Here is a 17,716-nt window from a genome sequence, read left to right on the forward strand (position 1 = left end):
GCAACGCAGTAACGGCTAGCCGGTATTGCGCATACCGGCGGCCACGCCGGCGATGGTGACCATCAGCGCCTGTTCCACGTTGGCGTCTGGATGCTCCTGCTGGCGTGAACGATGCAGCAGTTCGGCCTGCAACACGTTTAACGGGTCGGTATAGACGTTACGCAGCGCGATGGATTCGGCGATCCACGGCAGGTCTTCCATCAGGTGATCGTCATTGGTGATGGCCAGCACCACCTTGATGTCGCTTTCCAACTGTTCGCGCAGCTGTTTGCCCAGCGGCCACAGTGTTTTATCCACCAGGCGCTGATCGTAGTATTCCGCCAGCCACAGGTCAGCTTTGGCGAACACCATTTCCAGCATGGCGATGCGGGTGGAGAAGAACGGCCAGTCGCGGCACATGGTTTCCAACTGATCCTGCTTACCGGCTTTCACCGCTTCCTGCAGACCGGCGCCGGCGCCCAGCCAGGCGGGCAGCATCAAACGGTTTTGCGTCCAGGCGAAGATCCACGGAATAGCACGCAGGCTTTCCACACCGCCGTTCGGGCGGCGTTTGGCTGGGCGTGAACCCAATGGCAGCTTGCCCAGCTCCAGCTCCGGCGTTGCCGCGCGGAAGTAAGGCACGAAGTCGGGGTTTTCACGCACGTAGCCACGGTACATGTTGCATGAGGTTTCTGACAGCTCGTCCATCAGTTGGCGCCACGCTTTCTTCGGTTCCGGCGGTGGCAGCAGGTTGGCTTCCAGAATTGCGCCGGTATACAGCGACAGGCTGCTGATGGTGACTTCCGGCAGGCCGAACTTGAAGCGGATCATCTCGCCCTGTTCGGTAACGCGCAGGCCGCCTTTCAGGCTGCCCGGCGGCTGTGACAGCAGCGCGGCATGCGCCGGCGCGCCGCCGCGGCCGATAGAACCGCCGCGGCCATGGAACAGCGTCAGCGCTACACCGGCTTTTTCACAGGTTTTGATCAGCGCATCCTGTGCGCGATACTGCGCCCAGGAGGCGGCCATCACGCCAGCGTCTTTCGCCGAGTCGGAATAGCCAATCATCACCATCTGTTTGCCCTGGATAACGCCACGGTACCAGTCAATGTTCAACAGTTGGGTCATGACGTCGTCGGCATTGTTCAAATCTTCCAGCGTTTCGAACAGCGGCGCGACCGGCAGGATGAACGGGCAGCCGGCTTCTTTCAGCAGCAGGTGCACGGCCAGCACGTCGGAAGGCGTACGGGCCATGGAGATGACATAGGCGGCAATGGAGCCTTCCGGGGCTTCGGCAATCACCCGGCAGGTTTCCAGCACTTCGCGCGTCATTTCGCTCGGTTCCCACTTCAGCGGCACCAACGGGCGTTTGGAGTTCAGTTCGCGGATCAGGAAGGCCTGTTTATCGGCTTCAGACCAGCTTTCATAATCCCCCAGCCCCAGATAGCGGGTGATTTCGGCGATAGCTTCGGTATGGCAGGTACTTTCCTGGCGCACATCAATGCGCACCAGCGGCACACCGAAGCAGCGCACGCGGCGCAATGTATCCAGCAGCTGACCATTGGCAATGATGCCCATGCCGCAAGCCTGCAGCGATTGGTAGCAGGCGTACAGCGGTTCCCACAGCTGATCGTTGCGCTCCAGCAGGTTTTTCGGCGCCAGGATGTTGGTGCCTTTCAGGCGGCCTTCCAGGTACGCCAGGGTATTGGTCAACTGGGCGCGCATCTGCTTCATGATCTCGCGATACGGTTCCTGCACCTCATCGCCGCCGGCCAGCTTGCGCAGTTCCGGCGTACATTCCGTCATCGATAGTTCAGATACCAGCACCTGGATATCGCGCAGGAACAGGTCGCAGGCTTTCCAGCGGCTTAGCAGCAGCGCGCGGCGGGTCACTTCGGCGGTGACGTTTGGGTTGCCGTCGCGATCGCCGCCCATCCACGAGGTGAAGCGCACCGGCACGGCTTCGACCGGCAGGCTGTAATTAATGGAGTTTTCCAACTGCTCGTTGAATTCGCGCAAAAAGGCGGGCACGCCTTCCCACAGGCTGTTTTCCACCACCGCAAACCCCCATTTCGCCTCATCGATCGGCGTTGGGCGGTTTTTGCGGATTTCATCGGTGTGCCAGGCTTGGGCCACCAATTGGCGCAGGCGGCGCATGATTTTATTGCGTTCGTAGTCAGCCAGATCGTTGTGATCGAGCTGGCCGAGGCAGGTGTTGACCTCAACCAGTTTATGAATCAGGGTGCGGCGGGTGATTTCCGTTGGGTGCGCGGTCAGAACCAGTTCGATGGAAAGCTGATCCACGGCATTTTGCAGCTCTTTATTGCTGAGCTTTTTATCTTTTAAGCGGGTGAACAGCTTGGCCAGCTCTTCAGGGTTGCTGGCGGCTTCACCGTGCGGCGAAATGCTGTGGTACTGCTCGGCGACGTTGGTCAGATTGAGGAACTGGCTAAAGGCGCGCGCTACAGGCAGCAGTTCATCGTTGGACAGGTTCTGCAGCGTATTGAGCAGCTCCTGGCGGTGTGCTTCATGGCCTGCACGTGAAGATTTGGAAAGCTTACGGATGGTTTCAACGCGATCGAGAATATGCTCACCCAGCGCTTCCTTAATGGTTTCGCCGAGCAGTTTGCCGAGCATACTCACATTACCCCGCATTGCCGAATATTGTTCGTTCATATAACCCCTGATCCAGTTTTCTGTATACCCTTTATCCTTCAAGTTGTAGCGGTGGTGGCGTTATGCCGGAGCCCTGGTGACTTGCAAAACTAAGCGCCCGGGCAACACGTTTGCTGCCTGGCTGCAACTTGGAGGTTATTGGATAAATGACTTTTCATTTTGTTTGTAAGTTAATTTCACGTGCCAAGCGAAGATTGCCTGTTTTATCTGGTCACGCTTCTGTCCAACTACCAATTGACACTATTTTTAGCAAAAAAACATCAAATTCTGCGTATTTTCTGAAATTTAATTACGGCACGCGGGTTATCAGTATGGCTTATCACACCCAGCCAGCGTGCCGAAATCACAAGGGATAATAAACGATTACCCCTATCTTTCATCATGATTTATTGGTGGCAAAAATGATCGATCAACTGCCCCAGCAGCTTGCGCGTCGGTTCGATAAAGGCGGTATCGATGTATTCATCCGGCTGGTGCGCCTGGTTGATCGACCCCGGGCCCAACACCAGGGTTGGACAAACGCGCTGTACGAAAGGCGCTTCGGTGCAATAGTTGACCACCTCGGTGCGCGAACCCAGCAATTTTTCAATTACGGCGACCATTTTGTGATCCGTCGGGCATTCATAGCCGGGGATTGGCGCATGCAGTTCGTCAATGGTCAGGCGGCCGGGCCAGCGTTCGCTGACCGGCGCCAGTGCGGTGTGCAGCAACTCATTGATATTATCTAACGTCATGCCCGGCAGCGGGCGGATATCCATATGCATTTCGCAGCAGGCGCAGATGCGGTTGGCCGCATCGCCGCCGTGGATATAGCCAAAGTTCATGGTGGGGTAAGTCACCGCGAACGACGGGCTGTTGTAGCGTTCCTGCAGCGTTTTGCGCAGATCGATCAGGTGGCCGATGGCTTCATGCATCAAATCAATGGCGTTTACGCCGCGCGCCGGATCGCTGGAATGGCCGGACTGGCCGACGATGCGAATCGCGTTGGAGATATGGCCTTTGTGCGCCCGCACCGGTTGCAGCGAAGTCGGCTCACCGATAATGGCGAAGTCCGGACGAATTTGGGTGGAGGCGGCAAAATAGCGTGCGCCGGCCATGGAGGTTTCTTCATCCGCCGTCGCCAAAATATACAGCGGTTTATTCAGTTTGGTCACATCAATATCGCGCAACGCATCTAGAATAAAAGCAAAAAAGCCTTTCATGTCGGCGGTGCCCAGGCCGTACAGCTTGTTGTCGTGTTCTGTCAGGGTGAAGGGATCGCGTGTCCAGCGGCCATCGTCATAAGGAACCGTGTCGGAGTGCCCGGTCAGCAACAGGCCGCCGCTACCTTCGCCGATGCTTGCCAACAGGTTGAATTTGTTACGGGAACCGGGAACCGGCTCAACGTCAACGCGGAAGCCTAAATCGCTGAACCAACCGGCGAGCAAGTTGATTAATGCTTCATTACTTTGATCGAGGGCGCTATCGGTGGCGCTGATCGATGGTGTGGCGATCAACGCCCGGTACAGCTCAATAAATGGAGGTAATTTCATCTTCACTGTTGACAGCCTTTAGTTAGGATAGTATCAATATTCATGCATTTATTTTGAATAAAAATACAGTAAGCTGGAGCGGAAGGGAACCCGATACCCGGATGTTTATAAATCCATCAACGCTCCATCTCGTGGGTGAACGGCGCAACAACGCGGCCAAGCCCTGTTACCGAGGTCTACACGACCACACTGAAAGTTTAGAAGGTGAAAGGCCACATGTTGAATACGCTGATCGTTGGTGCCAGCGGTTATGCCGGAGCTGAGCTCACGGCTTACCTGAATCGCCACCCACACATGAACATAACCGCTTTAGCGGTTTCAGCGCAAAGTGCAGATGCAGGAAAGTTGCTTTCCGATTTGCATCCCCAGTTGAAAGGCATCGTCGATCTGCCGCTGCAACCCCTGGTTGACGTCGCGCAAGCGGCCCAGGGTATCGACGTTGTATTCCTTGCCACCGCTCATGAAGTTAGCCACGACATTGCCCCAGAATTTCTGGCGGCGGGTTGCGTGGTCTTCGATCTGTCCGGCGCGTTTCGCGTGCAGGACGCTGATTTTTACAGCCAGTATTACGGTTTCAAACACCAGCATGCAGACTGGCTGGCGCAGGCGGTATACGGCCTGGCGGAATGGCAAGATGAAAAAATCAAACAGGCGCAGCTGATCGCCGTGCCGGGCTGTTACCCCACCGCCGCGCAGCTGGCGTTGAAGCCGCTGATTGACGGCCAACTGCTGAACCTGGATCAGTGGCCGGTGATTAACGCCACCAGCGGCGTCAGCGGCGCAGGGCGCAAGGCCAGCCTGACCACCAGCCTTTGCGAAGTGAGCCTGCAGCCCTACGGTATCTTCACTCACCGGCACCAGCCGGAAATCGCTGCGCACCTGGGCGTGCCGGTCATCTTTACCCCGCACTTGGGTAACTTCCCGCGCGGGATTCTTGAAACCATCACCTGCCGCCTGCAGGCCGGCGTGACCGCCCAGGACGTGGCGGCGGCTTATCACGCCGCCTACGACGACAAACCTCTGGTGCGGTTGTACGATAAAGGCGTGCCGGCGTTGAAAGCGGTAGTGGGGCTGCCGTTCTGCGACATCGGCTTTGCCGTGCAGGGCGAGCACCTGATCGCCGTCGCGGTGGAAGACAACCTGTTGAAAGGCGCGGCAGCCCAGGCGGTGCAATGCCTAAATATCCGTTTTGGGTTCCCTGAAACCCTGTCACTGCTTTAATGTAAAACTGCGTGGGATGTGAACCGTGATGAACCCGTTAATTATCAAATTAGGTGGCGTGTTATTAGACAGCGAAGAAGCGCTCGCGCGTTTATTTACCGCGCTGGATGTTTACCGCCAGCAGCATCAGCGCCCGCTGGTGATCGTCCATGGCGGTGGCTGCGTGGTGGATGAGCTGATGAAGCAGCTTTCTTTGCCGGTTGTGAAGAAAAACGGCCTGCGCGTCACGCCGCCCGACCAGATCGATATTATTACCGGCGCGTTGGCCGGCACCGCCAACAAAACCCTGCTGGCTTGGGCGGTGAAATACCAGATTAACGCGGTTGGCCTGAGCCTGGCCGATGGCGGCAGCGTTAGCGTCACCCAGTTCGATCCGGAGCTGGGCCACGTGGGCAAAGCCCAGGCGGGTTCGCCGCAACTGTTGAATACCTTACTGAACGCCGGTTATCTGCCGGTAGTGAGCTCTATCGGCATCACGGCCGAAGGCCAACTGATGAATGTCAACGCCGATCAGGCCGCGACGGCGCTGGCGGAGACATTGGGCGCCGATCTCATCCTGCTGTCTGACGTTAGCGGTATTCTGGACGGCAAGGGGCAGCGTATCGCCGAAATGACGGCGGAAAAAGCTGAACAACTGATTGCGAAAGGGATTATCACCGATGGTATGGTGGTGAAGGTGAACGCGGCGTTGGATGCCGCCCGTACGCTTGGCCGCCCGGTGGATATTGCCAGCTGGCGTCATGCCGATCAGCTCCCGGCCCTGTTTAATGGCGTGTCGATTGGCACCCGGATCCTCGCTTAAATTTAGAACGACAAGGAATAAAACCATGCAAGACCAAGGCATCAAAAAAATCGTATTGGCGTACTCCGGTGGCCTGGATACCTCTGCCATCATTCCCTGGCTGAAAGAAAACTACGGCGGTTGTGAAGTGGTCGCTTTCGTGGCCAACATCGGCCAGGATCCGAGCGATCTGGACGGGGTGGAAAAGAAAGCCCTGCAGTCTGGCGCTTCTGAATGCCACGTGGTTGATCTGCGTGAAGAATTCATCCGCGACTACGTTTACCCGGTGCTGCAGACCGGCGCACTGTATGAAGGCAGCTACCTGCTGGGCACCTCTATGGCCCGGCCGATTATCGCCAAGGCTCAGGTTGAGCTGGCGCTGAAAGTAGGCGCTGACGCGCTGTGCCACGGCGCAACCGGTAAAGGTAATGATCAGGTGCGTTTTGAAACCACCTACACCGCGCTGGCACCGCAGCTGAAAGTGGTGGCGCCATGGCGTGAATGGAACCTGCGTTCCCGTGAAGCCCTGCTGGATTACCTGAAAGAGCGTAATATCCCGACGACCGCTTCGCTGGAAAAAATCTACAGCCGTGATGAAAACGCATGGCATATCTCCACCGAAGGCGGCGTGCTGGAAAGCCCGTGGAATGCATCTAATAAAGATTGCTGGGTATGGACTGTCGATCCGCAAGAAGCGCCGGATCAGCCGGAGCAGGTTTCGGTTACCGTTGAGCAAGGCAACGTGGTGGCGGTAAACGGTGAAAAACTCAGCCCGTACCAGTGCCTGGTTAAACTCAACGATCTGGGTGCCAAACACGGCGTCGGCCGTATCGACATCGTAGAAAACCGCCTGGTGGGCATCAAATCCCGCGGTTGCTATGAAACCCCAGGGGGCACCATCATGGTTGCCGCGCTGCGTGGCGTTGAGCAACTGGTGCTGGATCGCGACAGTTTCAAATGGCGCGAACAGTTGGGCCTGGAAATGTCCTACGTGGTGTACGATGGCCGTTGGTTCGCGCCGCTGCGCCGTTCGATTCAAGCTGCGGCGGCAACGCTGGCGGCCGATGTTAACGGCGAAGTGGTGTTGAAGCTGTACAAAGGCCAGGTTAGCGTGATTCAGAAAAAATCCGACAACAGCCTGTACTCTGAAGAGTTCGCCACCTTCGGTGAAGATGAAGTTTACGATCACAGCCATGCCGGCGGCTTTATTCGCCTGTTCTCGCTGTCTTCCCGCATCCGTGCGCTGAACGAACAGAAGAAAAAATAACGTCAGTTGGCGTCAATTGTCGGGGGCGCAGCGTGCTGCGCCCTTTTGCATAACATTCAGGAGTAGATTATGGCACTTTGGGGCGGGCGGTTTAGCCAGGCGGCAGATCAGCGGTTCAAACAATTAAACGATTCTCTGCGTTTTGACTATCGCCTGGCGGAACAGGACATTACGGGTTCCGTCGCTTGGTCAAAAGCACTGGTGACCGTGAATGTGCTGACGGTGGAAGAGCAACAGCGCCTGGAAGCCGCGCTGGGTGATTTGCTGCAGGAAGTGCAGGCCGATCCACATTCCATCACCACCAGCGATGCCGAAGATATTCATAGCTGGGTGGAGCAGAAGCTGATCGAGAAAGTGGGCGATCTGGGCAAAAAGCTGCACACTGGCCGCAGCCGTAACGATCAGGTCGCGACCGATCTGAAACTGTGGTGCAAGCAACAGGTGGGCGAACTGCATCAGGCGATTGTGCATTTGCAACAGGCGCTGGTGGAAACGGCCGAAGCCAATCAGGATGCTGTCATGCCGGGTTATACCCATATGCAGCGCGCCCAGCCGGTGACTTTCGCGCATTGGTGCCTGGCATACGTTGAAATGCTGGCACGCGATGAAAGCCGCCTGCTGGACACGCTGAAACGCCTTGACGTTAGCCCGCTGGGCTGCGGCGCATTGGCCGGCACCGCCTACCCGATCGACCGCGAAGAGCTGGCCGGCTGGCTGGGCTTTGCTTCCGCCACCCGCAACAGTCTGGACAGCGTCTCCGATCGCGATCACGTGCTGGAGCTGTTGTCCAATGCTGCCATCAGCATGGTGCACCTGTCGCGCTTTGCCGAAGACCTGATTTTCTTCAACAGCGGCGAGGCGGCGTTCATCGATCTTTCTGACCGTGTGACCTCCGGTTCCTCCCTGATGCCGCAAAAGAAAAACCCGGACGCGCTGGAGCTGATCCGCGGTAAGTGCGGCCGCGTGCAGGGCGCGCTGACGGGGATGATGATGACGCTGAAGGGCCTGCCGCTGGCGTACAACAAAGATATGCAGGAAGACAAAGAAGGGCTGTTCGACGCGCTTGATACCTGGATGGACTGCCTGCAAATGGCTGCGCTGGTGCTGGAAGGTATTCAAGTGAAGCGCCCGCGTTGCCAGGAAGCGGCGGAGCAAGGCTATGCCAACGCCACTGAACTGGCGGATTATCTGGTTGCCAAAGGCGTGCCGTTCCGTGAAGCGCACCACATTGTCGGCGAAGCGGTGGTAGAAGCCATTCGCCAGGGGAAAGCGCTGGAAGCATTATCGCTGGCGGACTTGCAGAAATTCAGCAGCACGATCGGCGAGGATGTTTATCCGATCCTCTCGCTGCAATCCTGCCTGGATAAACGTGCAGCCCAGGGCGGCGTGTCGCCGCAGCAGGTTGCCAGCGCCATTGCGGCGGCGAAAGCGCGTTTGGCGTAATCTGCAGCGCTGTGGCAATAAAAAAGGCGGGCTAAAGCCCGCCAAAGCACATATCGATATTTGTTATTGATTGTTATCAGGCTGACAGGAAAGTTTCCAGGTCATCGCTGCCGCCGATGTGGCGGCCGCCAATGAACACCTGTGGTACCGTGGCGCGGCCGCTGACGGCGCGCAGGCTGACGGTGGTCGCATCCTGGCCGAGGACGATTTCTTCATACTGAATGCCACGCTCTTGCAGCATTTGTTTGGCCTTGGCGCAGAACGGGCAGCCCGGTTTGGTGAACACGGAAACCGATTCCTGTACTTTGAATTCCGGAGCCAGGTACTTCAGCATGGTGTCGGCATCAGACACTTCAAACGGGTCGCCTGGTTTGTTCGGCTCAACAAACATCTTCTCAACCACGCCGTTGCGCACCAGCATGGAATAACGCCATGAACGTGGGCCAAAGCCCAGCTCTGCTTTTTCCACCAGCATATTCATGCCTTTGGTGAATTCCCCGTTGCCGTCCGGCACGAAGGTGATATTTTCAGCATGTTGGTCTGCTTTCCAGGCATTCATCACGAAAGTGTCGTTGACGGACACGCACAGGATGCTGTCTACGCCGTGCTGGCGGAACACGCTGGCCAGCTCGTTGTAGCGCGGCAGGTGGCTGGAAGAGCAAGTTGGGGTGAACGCGCCTGGCAGGGAGAACACGATCACGGTTTTATTTTTGAACAAGTCATCGGTGGTGACATCAATCCACTGGTCGCCCTGGCGGGTGTGGAAAGTAACCTGTGGGATCTTTTTGCCTTCTTGACTGGTAAACATTCAATAATTCCTTAATCAGTAATGAATAATTCTTTATTTTGGCACGTTGCCCTTTTGTTGGGGGATATTATTCATGCAGGGGGTTGATAGATCTAATCACTGATTGCTATCTTATCTATCGCCATGGGCTATCGTGGCTTGGAGGGAAACAATGAATATTCGTGATTTAGAATACCTGGTAGCACTGGCTGAACACCGCCATTTTCGGCGCGCGGCAGACTCTTGCCACGTTAGCCAGCCGACGCTCAGTGGTCAGATTCGGAAGCTGGAAGACGAACTGGGCGTGATGTTGCTTGAACGCACCAGCCGCAAGGTACTGTTCACCCAGGCAGGGCTATTGCTGGTGGAACAGGCGCGCACGGTGCTGCGTGAAGTCAAGGTGTTAAAGGAGATGGCCAGCCAGCAGGGCGAAACCATGTCCGGGCCGTTGCATATCGGCCTGATCCCCACCGTGGGGCCTTATCTGCTGCCGCAAATCATCCCAACGCTGCACAAGACGTTCCCTAAACTGGAAATGTACCTGCATGAAGCGCAGACCCAACAACTGCTGGCGCAGCTCGACAGCGGAAAACTGGACTGCGCCATCCTGGCATTGGTGAAAGAAACCGAAGCCTTCATTGAGGTGCCGCTGTTTGATGAGCCGATGAAGCTGGCCGTGTATACCGATCACCCGTGGGCGAACCGCGAACGCGTAGCGATGCCGGATTTGGCCGGGGAGAAACTGCTGATGCTGGAGGACGGGCACTGCCTGCGCGATCAGGCGATGGGGTTCTGTTTCCAGGCCGGTGCGGATGAAGATACCCATTTCCGCGCCACCAGTTTGGAGACGCTGCGTAATATGGTTGCGGCAGGCAGCGGTATCACGCTGTTGCCGTCTTTGGCAGTGCCGCATGAGCGGGAACGCGACGGCGTGTGTTACCTGGACTGCTACAAACCGGAACCAAAGCGCACCATTGCTCTGGTGTATCGCCCCGGTTCCCCTTTGCGTAGCCGTTATGAGCAGTTAGCCGAAGCCATTCGCGAGCATATGCAGGGCTACATTAACAATGCAGCGTTAAAACAGGCGGTTTAAGCCGTTCAATGCCGCTACCCGATAGGCTTCGGCCATGGTCGGGTAGTTGAAGGTCGTATTGACGAAGTACTCAATGGTGTTGCCGCCGTTCTTTTGTTCCATGATCGCCTGGCCGATGTGAATGATCTCCGCTGCACGCTCGCCGAAGCAATGGATCCCGAGGATCTCCAGCGTCTCGCGGTGAAACAGGATCTTAAGGCTGCCGACGTTCATGCCGGCGATTTGCGCCCGCGCCAGGTGCTTGAACTGGGAACGGCCCACTTCATACGGCACTTTCATCGCCGTCAGCTCCTGCTCGGTTTTGCCGACGGAGCTGATTTCCGGGATGGTATAAATGCCGGTTGGGATATCTTCTATCAGGTGCCCGCTCACTTCTTCCGAGGAAATCGTGCGTGCGGCAATGCGCCCCTGATCGTAAGCGGCGGAAGCCAGGCTCGGGTAGCCGATCACATCCCCCACGGCGTAGATATGCGCAAGCGCGGTCTGATACAGGCTGTTGACCTTCAGCAGGCCACGGCTGTCCGATTCCAGGCCGATGCTTTCCAGGCCCAGCGAGTCCGTGTTGCCGGTGCGGCCGTTCGCGTACAACAGGCAATCCGCCTTCACTTTCTTGCCGGACTTCAGGTGCACGATGACGCCGTCATCCATGCCTTCAATCTTCTCGAACTCTTCGTTGTGGCGGGTGACCACGCCGCTGTTCCAGAAATGGTACGAGAGCGCGTCTGACATTTCCTGATCGAGAAACGCCAGCAGGCGATCGCGGGTGTTGATCAGATCCACCTTCACATTTAGCCCGCGGAAGATCGATGCATACTCACAGCCGATGACGCCGGCGCCGTAGATAATCACGTGGCGTGGCTCATGGTTCAGCTCAAGAATGGAATCGCTGTCGTAGATCCGCGGATGGTTGAAATCTACGCTGGGCGGATGATAGGGGCGCGAACCGCAGGCGATCACGATGTTTTCGGCGCGGAGGGTGTCCTGGGTGCCGTCCGGGTAGGTGACGCTGACGGTATGGGCATCAAGAAAGCGTGCGTTGCCGGCAAATAGCTGGCAGTGATTACGCTCGTAAAACCCCTGCCGCATGCGGGTCTGCTGATTGATGACGCTATCGGCATGGCGGAGGATGTCCGGGAAAGTGGCGCTTAAGGTACGGGAACCGTTGTACAGCGGGTTCTGGTTGAATTCGATAATGCGGCTGACGGTGTGGCGCAAGGCTTTGGAGGGAATGGTGCCCCAGTGTGTACAGCCGCCGCCTACGTTGTTGTAACGCTCGATCACGGCGACGCGGGCGCCGCGTTTGACCAAACCCATCGCTGCCCCTTCGCCGCCGGGGCCTGAGCCGATAATAATGGCATCAAATTGAGAGTGTTGCTGCATGTGAGATCGTCCTGCTCCGATACAAAACAATAACGATAATTTAACATCATATCTCAGCGCGTCTCATCAACATTAGGCTTTTTTAGGCAAACTGCGACGGGCGTCGGCCCGAAGTGTGATAGAACGTGTTCGGATAAATGTTGTTGCAATAAAATTTGCTATATTGCCTGTTCTACGGCGTTAGACTGGGCGAATGGGACTTATCTGGATATGCATATGGGCGTCAGAGCACAACAAAAAGAACGGACTCGTCGTTCACTGATCGAAGCGGCTTTCAGCCAGCTAAGTGCCGAACGTAGTTTTGCCAGCCTAAGCTTGCGCGAGGTGTCGCGTGAGGCGGGGATCGCGCCGACCTCATTTTATCGCCACTTCCGTGATGTGGACGAACTGGGGCTGACCATGGTTGACGAAAGCGGCCTGATGCTGCGCCAGTTGATGCGCCAGGCGCGCCAGCGTATTGCGAAAGGCGGCAGCGTGATCCGCACCTCCGTCTCCACCTTTATGGAGTTTATTGGCAATAACCCCAATGCTTTCCGGCTGCTGTTGCGTGAACGCTCCGGCACCTCGGCGGCATTCCGCGCCGCCGTGGCGCGCGAAATCCAGCATTTTATCGCCGAATTGGCGGACTATCTTGAATTGGAAAACCACATGCCGCGCAGCTTTACCGAAGCGCAGGCTGAAGCGATGGTGACGATTGTGTTCAGCGCCGGTGCGGAGGCGCTGGATGTCGATATTGAACAGCGCCGGCAGTTGGAGGAGCGGCTGGTCTTGCAACTGCGGATGATCGCCAAAGGCGCTTATTACTGGTATCGCCGTGAACAAGAGAAGGCATCCGTATCCCACGTATAAGAAAAGGTGAAAGTGATGGAAAAACCAGGCCGTGAAAATGGCACTTTGCTGCTGGCGTTGATTGCCGGCCTTTCAGTAAACGGTTCATTTTGCGTGTTGTTCAGCTCGGTTGTGCCGTTTTCGATTTTCCCCCTGATTGCTCTGGTGCTGGCGGTTTACTGCCTGCATCAACGTTACCTTAACCGTGCGATGCCGGACGGCATACCGAAACTGGTTGGGGCCTGTTTCTTGCTGGGGCTATTGTTGTATAGCGCGATCGTGCGCGTGGAGTACCCGCAGATTGGCTCTAACTTCCTGCCATCAATTATCTGCGTGGCGCTGGTGCTGTGGATTGGCGCGAAGCTGAAAGCGCGCCGGGTGCAAACCCAGGAGAGCGAGCCGCAATAAGCCATCAGGCAGGCTCGGCGAGGTGCCGAGCCTGTGGCGTCAGGCGCGTTTTTCCAGCAGCACGCCGCATTCCATGTGATGGGTGTAGGGGAACTGGTCGAACAGCGCCAGGCGGCTGACCTTATGAGTCGTCTGCAGCGTTTCCAGGTTGGCGCACAGCGTCTCCGGGTTGCAGGAGATGTACAGAATCCGTGGGTAGGCCTGCACCATCTTCACGGTTTCCGCATCCAGGCCGCTGCGTGGCGGATCGACGAAAATCGTTTCACAGTTGTAACTGCTCAGATCGATGCCCTGTAAACGGTTGAAGCTACGCACGCCGTTCATCGCCTGGGTGAATTCTTCGGCGGACATACGGATAATCTGCACGTTGTCGATATGGTTCGCCGCAATGTTATATTGCGCCGCCGCCACCGAAGGCTTGGCGATTTCGGTAGCCAGCACGCGCTCGAAGTGGCGTGCCAGCGCCAGCGAAAAGTTGCCGTTGCCGCAGTACAGCTCCAGTAAATCCCCCTGTGAACCGGCGGTGACGTTCAGCGCCCACTCCAGCATTTGCACGTTCATCGCGGCGTTGGGCTGGGTGAAGCTGTTTTCCACCTGGCGGTAAATCATGTCTTGGCCGGCGATCGGCAGCACTTCGTCGATGTGGTCTTGGTCCAACACGATTTTGGTTTTAGACGCGCGGCCGATTAAGTGCAGATCAAACCCCTGGGCGCGCAGATCGTCACGCAGCTTTTGCGCATCGGCGAGCCAGTCATCGCCCAGCTTGCGGTGGTACAGCAGCGAAGCAATGATTTTGCCGCTTTGGGTAGACAGGTAGTCAATCTGGAACAGTTTGTGGCGCAGCACTGGCTGTGGCTTGATCGCCGCCAGCAGCGCATCCATCAGGCGGTTAATCAGCTGGCTGGCCGCTGGGAAGCGGTCTACGCGGATACGCTGCTTGGTGTGCTGATCAAACATGATGTGGTACATATCGTCGCCATCATGCCAGATGCGGAATTCTGCGCGCATGCGGTAGTGGCTCACTGGCGAGCGGAACACTTCCGGCGCGGGCGCATTGAACGGCGCCATCATTGCCTGCAGGCGGGCGGTTTTTTCCGCCAGTTGGTCGTCGTAGCGTTCAATGGGCAATATCTCGGGCGTCATGGTTCTTCTCGTCAGGCTGATTGAATCAGCGGGGATTGTAGGATATCAGCCCGTGAAGTCCAGCGCTGTGTCGTTTATTATTTGTAACATTAGTAGCAGTCTAGACATCCATTTACATTGATCGTAGCATGGCGATCCGGCCTCAAGCAGCGAGTGAAAAGGGAATCCGGTGTGAACCCGGAGCTGACGCGCAGCGGTATGGGGAAGTCACGGCAATAGCGTGTTGCACGCAGACACTGCCCGTTATCACGGGTGGGAAGTCTTTGCCCGGTGCCGGTTGCCTGCAACCTGCACATCCCGAGCCCGAAGACCTGCCGGTGATACGTCGCAATGCCCATGGTTGTCGCGAACTAACAGCCATGCCCTGCGGCATCCGCCAATTCAGTTTGGATGCTTTTTCCATGACAATGATAAAAAATATGCTGCTGGCGGCGGTCTCGTCCGCTACGGCCTTTTCTGTTTGTGCGCAAGACAATACCGCTAAAAGTGAAGAAACCATGGTGCTCACCGCTAACCGCTTCCCGCAGCCGGTTTCCTCGGTGCTGGCGCCGGCGACGGTGGTGACCCGTGATGATATCGATCGTTGGCAAGCCAAGAGCCTGGCCGACGTTATGCGCCGTTTACCCGGCGTGGATGTGGGCCAGAACGGTGGTTTGGGGCAACAAAGTTCGCTGTTTATCCGCGGCACCAACTCCAGCCATGTTTTACTGTTGATCGACGGTATTCGCCTGAATCAGGCCGGTGTTAGCGGTGCTTCCGATCTCAGCCAAATTCCTTTATCGCTGGTGCAAAAAATCGAATATATTCGCGGCCCGCGTTCAGCCGTCTATGGCTCCGATGCGATCGGTGGGGTAGTCAACATTATTACTACCCGTGAGAATAACGGCACTACGCTCTCCGCCAGCGTGGGTTCTAATGGCTATCAGGCTTATGACGGCTCCACCCAACAGCTACTGGGCGACAGCACGCTGGCGACGCTGGCGGGCAACTATACCTATACCAAAGGGTATGATGTGGTGGCTTATGGCAGTACCGGCGCGCAGAGCCAGCAGGATCGCGACGGGTTTATGAGCAAATCGCTATACGGCGCAGTCCAACATCAGTTCAACGAGGCGTTCAGTGGCTTTGTTCGTGGTTATGGCTACGACAACCGGACGGCCTACGATGGTTATTATTCCTCGCCGGCTTCCGCTTTGGTGGATACCCGTCAGCTATACAGCCAGACCTGGGATACCGGCTTGCGTTATCAGGAAGGCACCTATGCAACGCAGTTGATTGGCAGCTACAGCCACAGCAAGGATTATAATTACGATCCTCGTCTTGGTATGCACGATAGCTCGGCAGGGCTGGTGGACGCAGAGCAGTATAACCTGCAGTGGGGAAATACCTTGCAACTGGGGCACGGGACGGTCAGTTCCGGGGCGGATTGGCAGCAGCAAAAGATTAAGCCGGATTCCACCAGTGTCAATGGGGAAAAAAGCCAGCGTAATACGGGTATCTATCTGACCACGCAACAGTTGGTGGGCCCAGTAACGCTGGAAGGGGCGGTGCGTGGTGACGATCACTCTGAATTTGGTTGGCATGGCACCTGGCAAACCAGCGCTGCCTGGGAGTTTGTTGAAGGCTATCGTTTCATCGCTTCTTATGGCACAGCGTTTAAGGCGCCTAATATGAGCCAACTGTATGGCAACTTTGGCAATAATAAAGATCTGAAGCCGGAAGAGAGCAAACAGTGGGAAGGGGGTTTTGAAGGGTTAACCGGGCCGGTGACCTGGCGTGTTTCCGCTTATCGTAACGACATTGATAACCTGATCGATTCCACGGCGGAAACCAACTACGTTTATTTCAACGTAAATAAAGCCACGATCAAAGGTGTCGAGGCCACGGCTTCGTTTGAAACCGGTCCATTGACCCACCACATTGGTTACGACTATGTCGATCCGCGCAATGCCAAAACTAATGAAGTGCTGGCGCGCCGTGCCAAACAACAGGTGAAGTATGAGTTAGATTGGCAGGTGTATGACTTTGATTGGGCGGTTACCTACCAATACCTGGGGGAACGCTATGACAAAGACTACGGCGTTTATCCAAACCCGACGGTCAAACTCGGCGGCGTTAGCCTTTGGGATCTCGCAGTTTCATATCCGGTCACCTCTCACCTGACGGTTCGTGGTAGAATCGCTAACCTGTTTGATAAAGATTATGAGACGGCATATGGCTACGTTACTCCAGGAAGAGAGTATTACCTCACTGGAAGCTATACCTTCTAATCCCCCCGTGCTTCCACGCCCGACGGTGCTGGTTTTTGATTCCGGCGTCGGCGGGCTGTCGGTCTACCAGGAGGTTCGGCAGTTGCTGCCGGATCTCCACTATATCTATGCTTTCGACAATGTGGCCTTTCCTTACGGTGAGAAATCCGAAGAGTTCATCATCGCGCGCGTGCTGGAGATCGTCGGGGCGATACAACAGCGCCATCCGTTGGCCATTGTGATTATCGCCTGTAATACCGCCAGCACCGTTTCACTGCCGGCTCTGCGTGAGCGTTTTAACTTTCCGGTGGTTGGCGTGGTGCCGGCGATTAAGCCGGCTGCCAGGCTAACGGCTAACGGCATCGTGGGCCTACTGGCGACGCGCGGCACCGTCCAGCGTGCTTATACCCATGAACTGATCGCCCGTTTCGCCACCGACTGCAAAATTGAGCTGCTGGGCTCTTCAGAGCTGGTCGAGCTGGCGGAGGCTAAACTGCATGGCGAAACCATCCAGCTAGCAGCGCTGAAGCGCATTTTGCACCCTTGGCTGAGCATGCGCGAACCGCCGGATACGGTTGTGCTGGGCTGCACGCATTTCCCACTGCTAGCAGAAGAATTAATGCAGGTATTGCCGGAGGGCACCCGGCTGGTAGATTCTGGCGCCGCCATTGCACGCCGCGCCGCCTGGTTGATCTCTACCCAGGAAAATTTGGCATTAACCCAGGAAGAGAATCTGGCCTATTGTTTGGCCTTTTCCGCAGATACAGATGCATTATTGCCCGTTTTACAGAGCCACGGCTTTAATTCGTTGAAAAAACTGCCGCTTTAAGCGCGTTTTGCCTAAATATACAGCGGTTGAAAAGTTTTTTTAAATTAGGGGTTGCAGGCTGCCGGGAAGTCCCTATAATGCGCCTCCACTGACCGGGAACAAC

Annotated in this window: 14 protein-coding genes and 1 riboswitch; of the genes, 9 read left to right on the plus strand and 5 right to left on the minus strand. The window is 56.4% G+C overall.

Features of this window, described 5'->3' with window-relative positions; genetic code table 11:
- Positions 1-15: 15 nt before the first annotated feature.
- Both ppc and argE read right to left on the minus strand, forming a co-directional pair.
- Entirely contained in the window at positions 16-2,652 is a 2,637-nt protein-coding gene (gene ppc, locus ACN28Q_RS12480) for a phosphoenolpyruvate carboxylase (protein ID WP_095846640.1), read from the minus strand.
- Positions 2,653-3,038: 386 nt separating this feature from the next.
- Positions 3,039-4,184 carry an acetylornithine deacetylase gene (gene argE, locus ACN28Q_RS12485; protein ID WP_095846641.1) on the minus strand — a complete coding sequence of 382 codons (1,146 nt, stop codon included), beginning with the start codon at positions 4,182-4,184 and terminating at the stop codon, positions 3,039-3,041.
- Positions 4,185-4,400: 216 nt separating this feature from the next.
- Between argE and argC the strand changes: the two genes are divergently transcribed.
- The 4 genes from argC to argH all read left to right on the plus strand — a co-directional run bounded on the left by argC (position 4,401) and on the right by argH (position 8,896).
- Positions 4,401-5,405: an N-acetyl-gamma-glutamyl-phosphate reductase gene (argC, locus tag ACN28Q_RS12490; RefSeq protein ID WP_095846642.1), complete on the plus strand. Its 1,005-nt coding sequence runs from the start codon at positions 4,401-4,403 to the stop codon at positions 5,403-5,405.
- Positions 5,406-5,430: 25 nt separating this feature from the next.
- A complete protein-coding gene (gene argB, locus ACN28Q_RS12495) occupies positions 5,431-6,207 on the plus strand; it encodes an acetylglutamate kinase (RefSeq protein ID WP_183096498.1) in 777 nt (258 codons plus the stop codon).
- A 25-nt stretch (positions 6,208-6,232) separates the two neighbouring features.
- Positions 6,233-7,453 carry an argininosuccinate synthase gene (locus tag ACN28Q_RS12500; RefSeq protein ID WP_095846644.1) on the plus strand — a complete coding sequence of 407 codons (1,221 nt, stop codon included), beginning with the start codon at positions 6,233-6,235 and terminating at the stop codon, positions 7,451-7,453.
- Positions 7,454-7,522: 69 nt separating this feature from the next.
- Positions 7,523-8,896, plus strand: coding sequence for an argininosuccinate lyase (argH, locus tag ACN28Q_RS12505; protein ID WP_095846645.1), 1,374 nt, complete (start codon positions 7,523-7,525; stop codon positions 8,894-8,896).
- 76 nt (positions 8,897-8,972) lie between these two features.
- On the opposite strand, the gene ACN28Q_RS12510 is transcribed toward argH, so the two are convergent.
- Positions 8,973-9,704, minus strand: a complete 732-nt coding sequence (locus ACN28Q_RS12510; RefSeq protein ID WP_095846646.1) for a glutathione peroxidase — start codon at positions 9,702-9,704, stop codon at positions 8,973-8,975.
- Between the two features lie 151 nt (positions 9,705-9,855).
- Between ACN28Q_RS12510 and oxyR the strand changes: the two genes are divergently transcribed.
- Positions 9,856-10,776 (plus strand): DNA-binding transcriptional regulator OxyR, encoded by a 921-nt coding sequence (oxyR, locus tag ACN28Q_RS12515; RefSeq protein WP_095846647.1) that lies wholly within the window; start codon positions 9,856-9,858, stop codon positions 10,774-10,776.
- On the opposite strand, the gene sthA is transcribed toward oxyR, so the two are convergent.
- Entirely contained in the window at positions 10,759-12,156 is a 1,398-nt protein-coding gene (gene sthA / locus ACN28Q_RS12520; protein ID WP_095846648.1) for a Si-specific NAD(P)(+) transhydrogenase, read from the minus strand. The genes oxyR and sthA overlap by 18 nt on opposite strands.
- Positions 12,157-12,372: 216 nt before the next feature.
- Between sthA and fabR the strand changes: the two genes are divergently transcribed.
- Together fabR and ACN28Q_RS12530 are read left to right on the plus strand one after the other, a co-directional pair.
- Positions 12,373-13,005: an HTH-type transcriptional repressor FabR gene (gene fabR, locus ACN28Q_RS12525; RefSeq protein ID WP_095846649.1), complete on the plus strand. Its 633-nt coding sequence runs from the start codon at positions 12,373-12,375 to the stop codon at positions 13,003-13,005.
- A gap of 15 nt (positions 13,006-13,020) precedes the next feature.
- On the plus strand, positions 13,021-13,392 hold the full coding sequence (locus ACN28Q_RS12530; protein WP_095846650.1) for a YijD family membrane protein: 372 nt from the start codon (positions 13,021-13,023) through the stop codon (positions 13,390-13,392).
- A 39-nt stretch (positions 13,393-13,431) separates the two neighbouring features.
- Here ACN28Q_RS12530 and trmA read toward each other — a convergent pair whose 3' ends face one another.
- Entirely contained in the window at positions 13,432-14,535 is a 1,104-nt protein-coding gene (gene trmA / locus ACN28Q_RS12535) for a tRNA (uridine(54)-C5)-methyltransferase TrmA (protein ID WP_095846651.1), read from the minus strand.
- A gap of 120 nt (positions 14,536-14,655) precedes the next feature.
- Positions 14,656-14,868: riboswitch (cobalamin riboswitch) on the plus strand.
- Positions 14,869-14,936: 68 nt separating this feature from the next.
- On the opposite strand from trmA, the gene btuB reads away from it, so the two are divergent.
- Positions 14,937-16,805 (plus strand): TonB-dependent vitamin B12 receptor BtuB, encoded by a 1,869-nt coding sequence (gene btuB, locus ACN28Q_RS12540; protein WP_095849016.1) that lies wholly within the window; start codon positions 14,937-14,939, stop codon positions 16,803-16,805.
- The gene (murI, locus tag ACN28Q_RS12545; RefSeq protein ID WP_095846652.1) at positions 16,750-17,613 is read left to right on the plus strand and encodes a glutamate racemase; all 864 of its coding nucleotides are present in this window, start codon (positions 16,750-16,752) and stop codon (positions 17,611-17,613) included. The genes btuB and murI overlap by 56 nt, the downstream gene beginning before the upstream one ends.
- Positions 17,614-17,716 lie beyond the last annotated feature (103 nt).

Origin of the sequence: Gibbsiella quercinecans, from assembly GCF_002291425.1 — a bacterium.
GTDB classification, from domain to species: domain Bacteria; phylum Pseudomonadota; class Gammaproteobacteria; order Enterobacterales; family Enterobacteriaceae; genus Gibbsiella; species Gibbsiella quercinecans.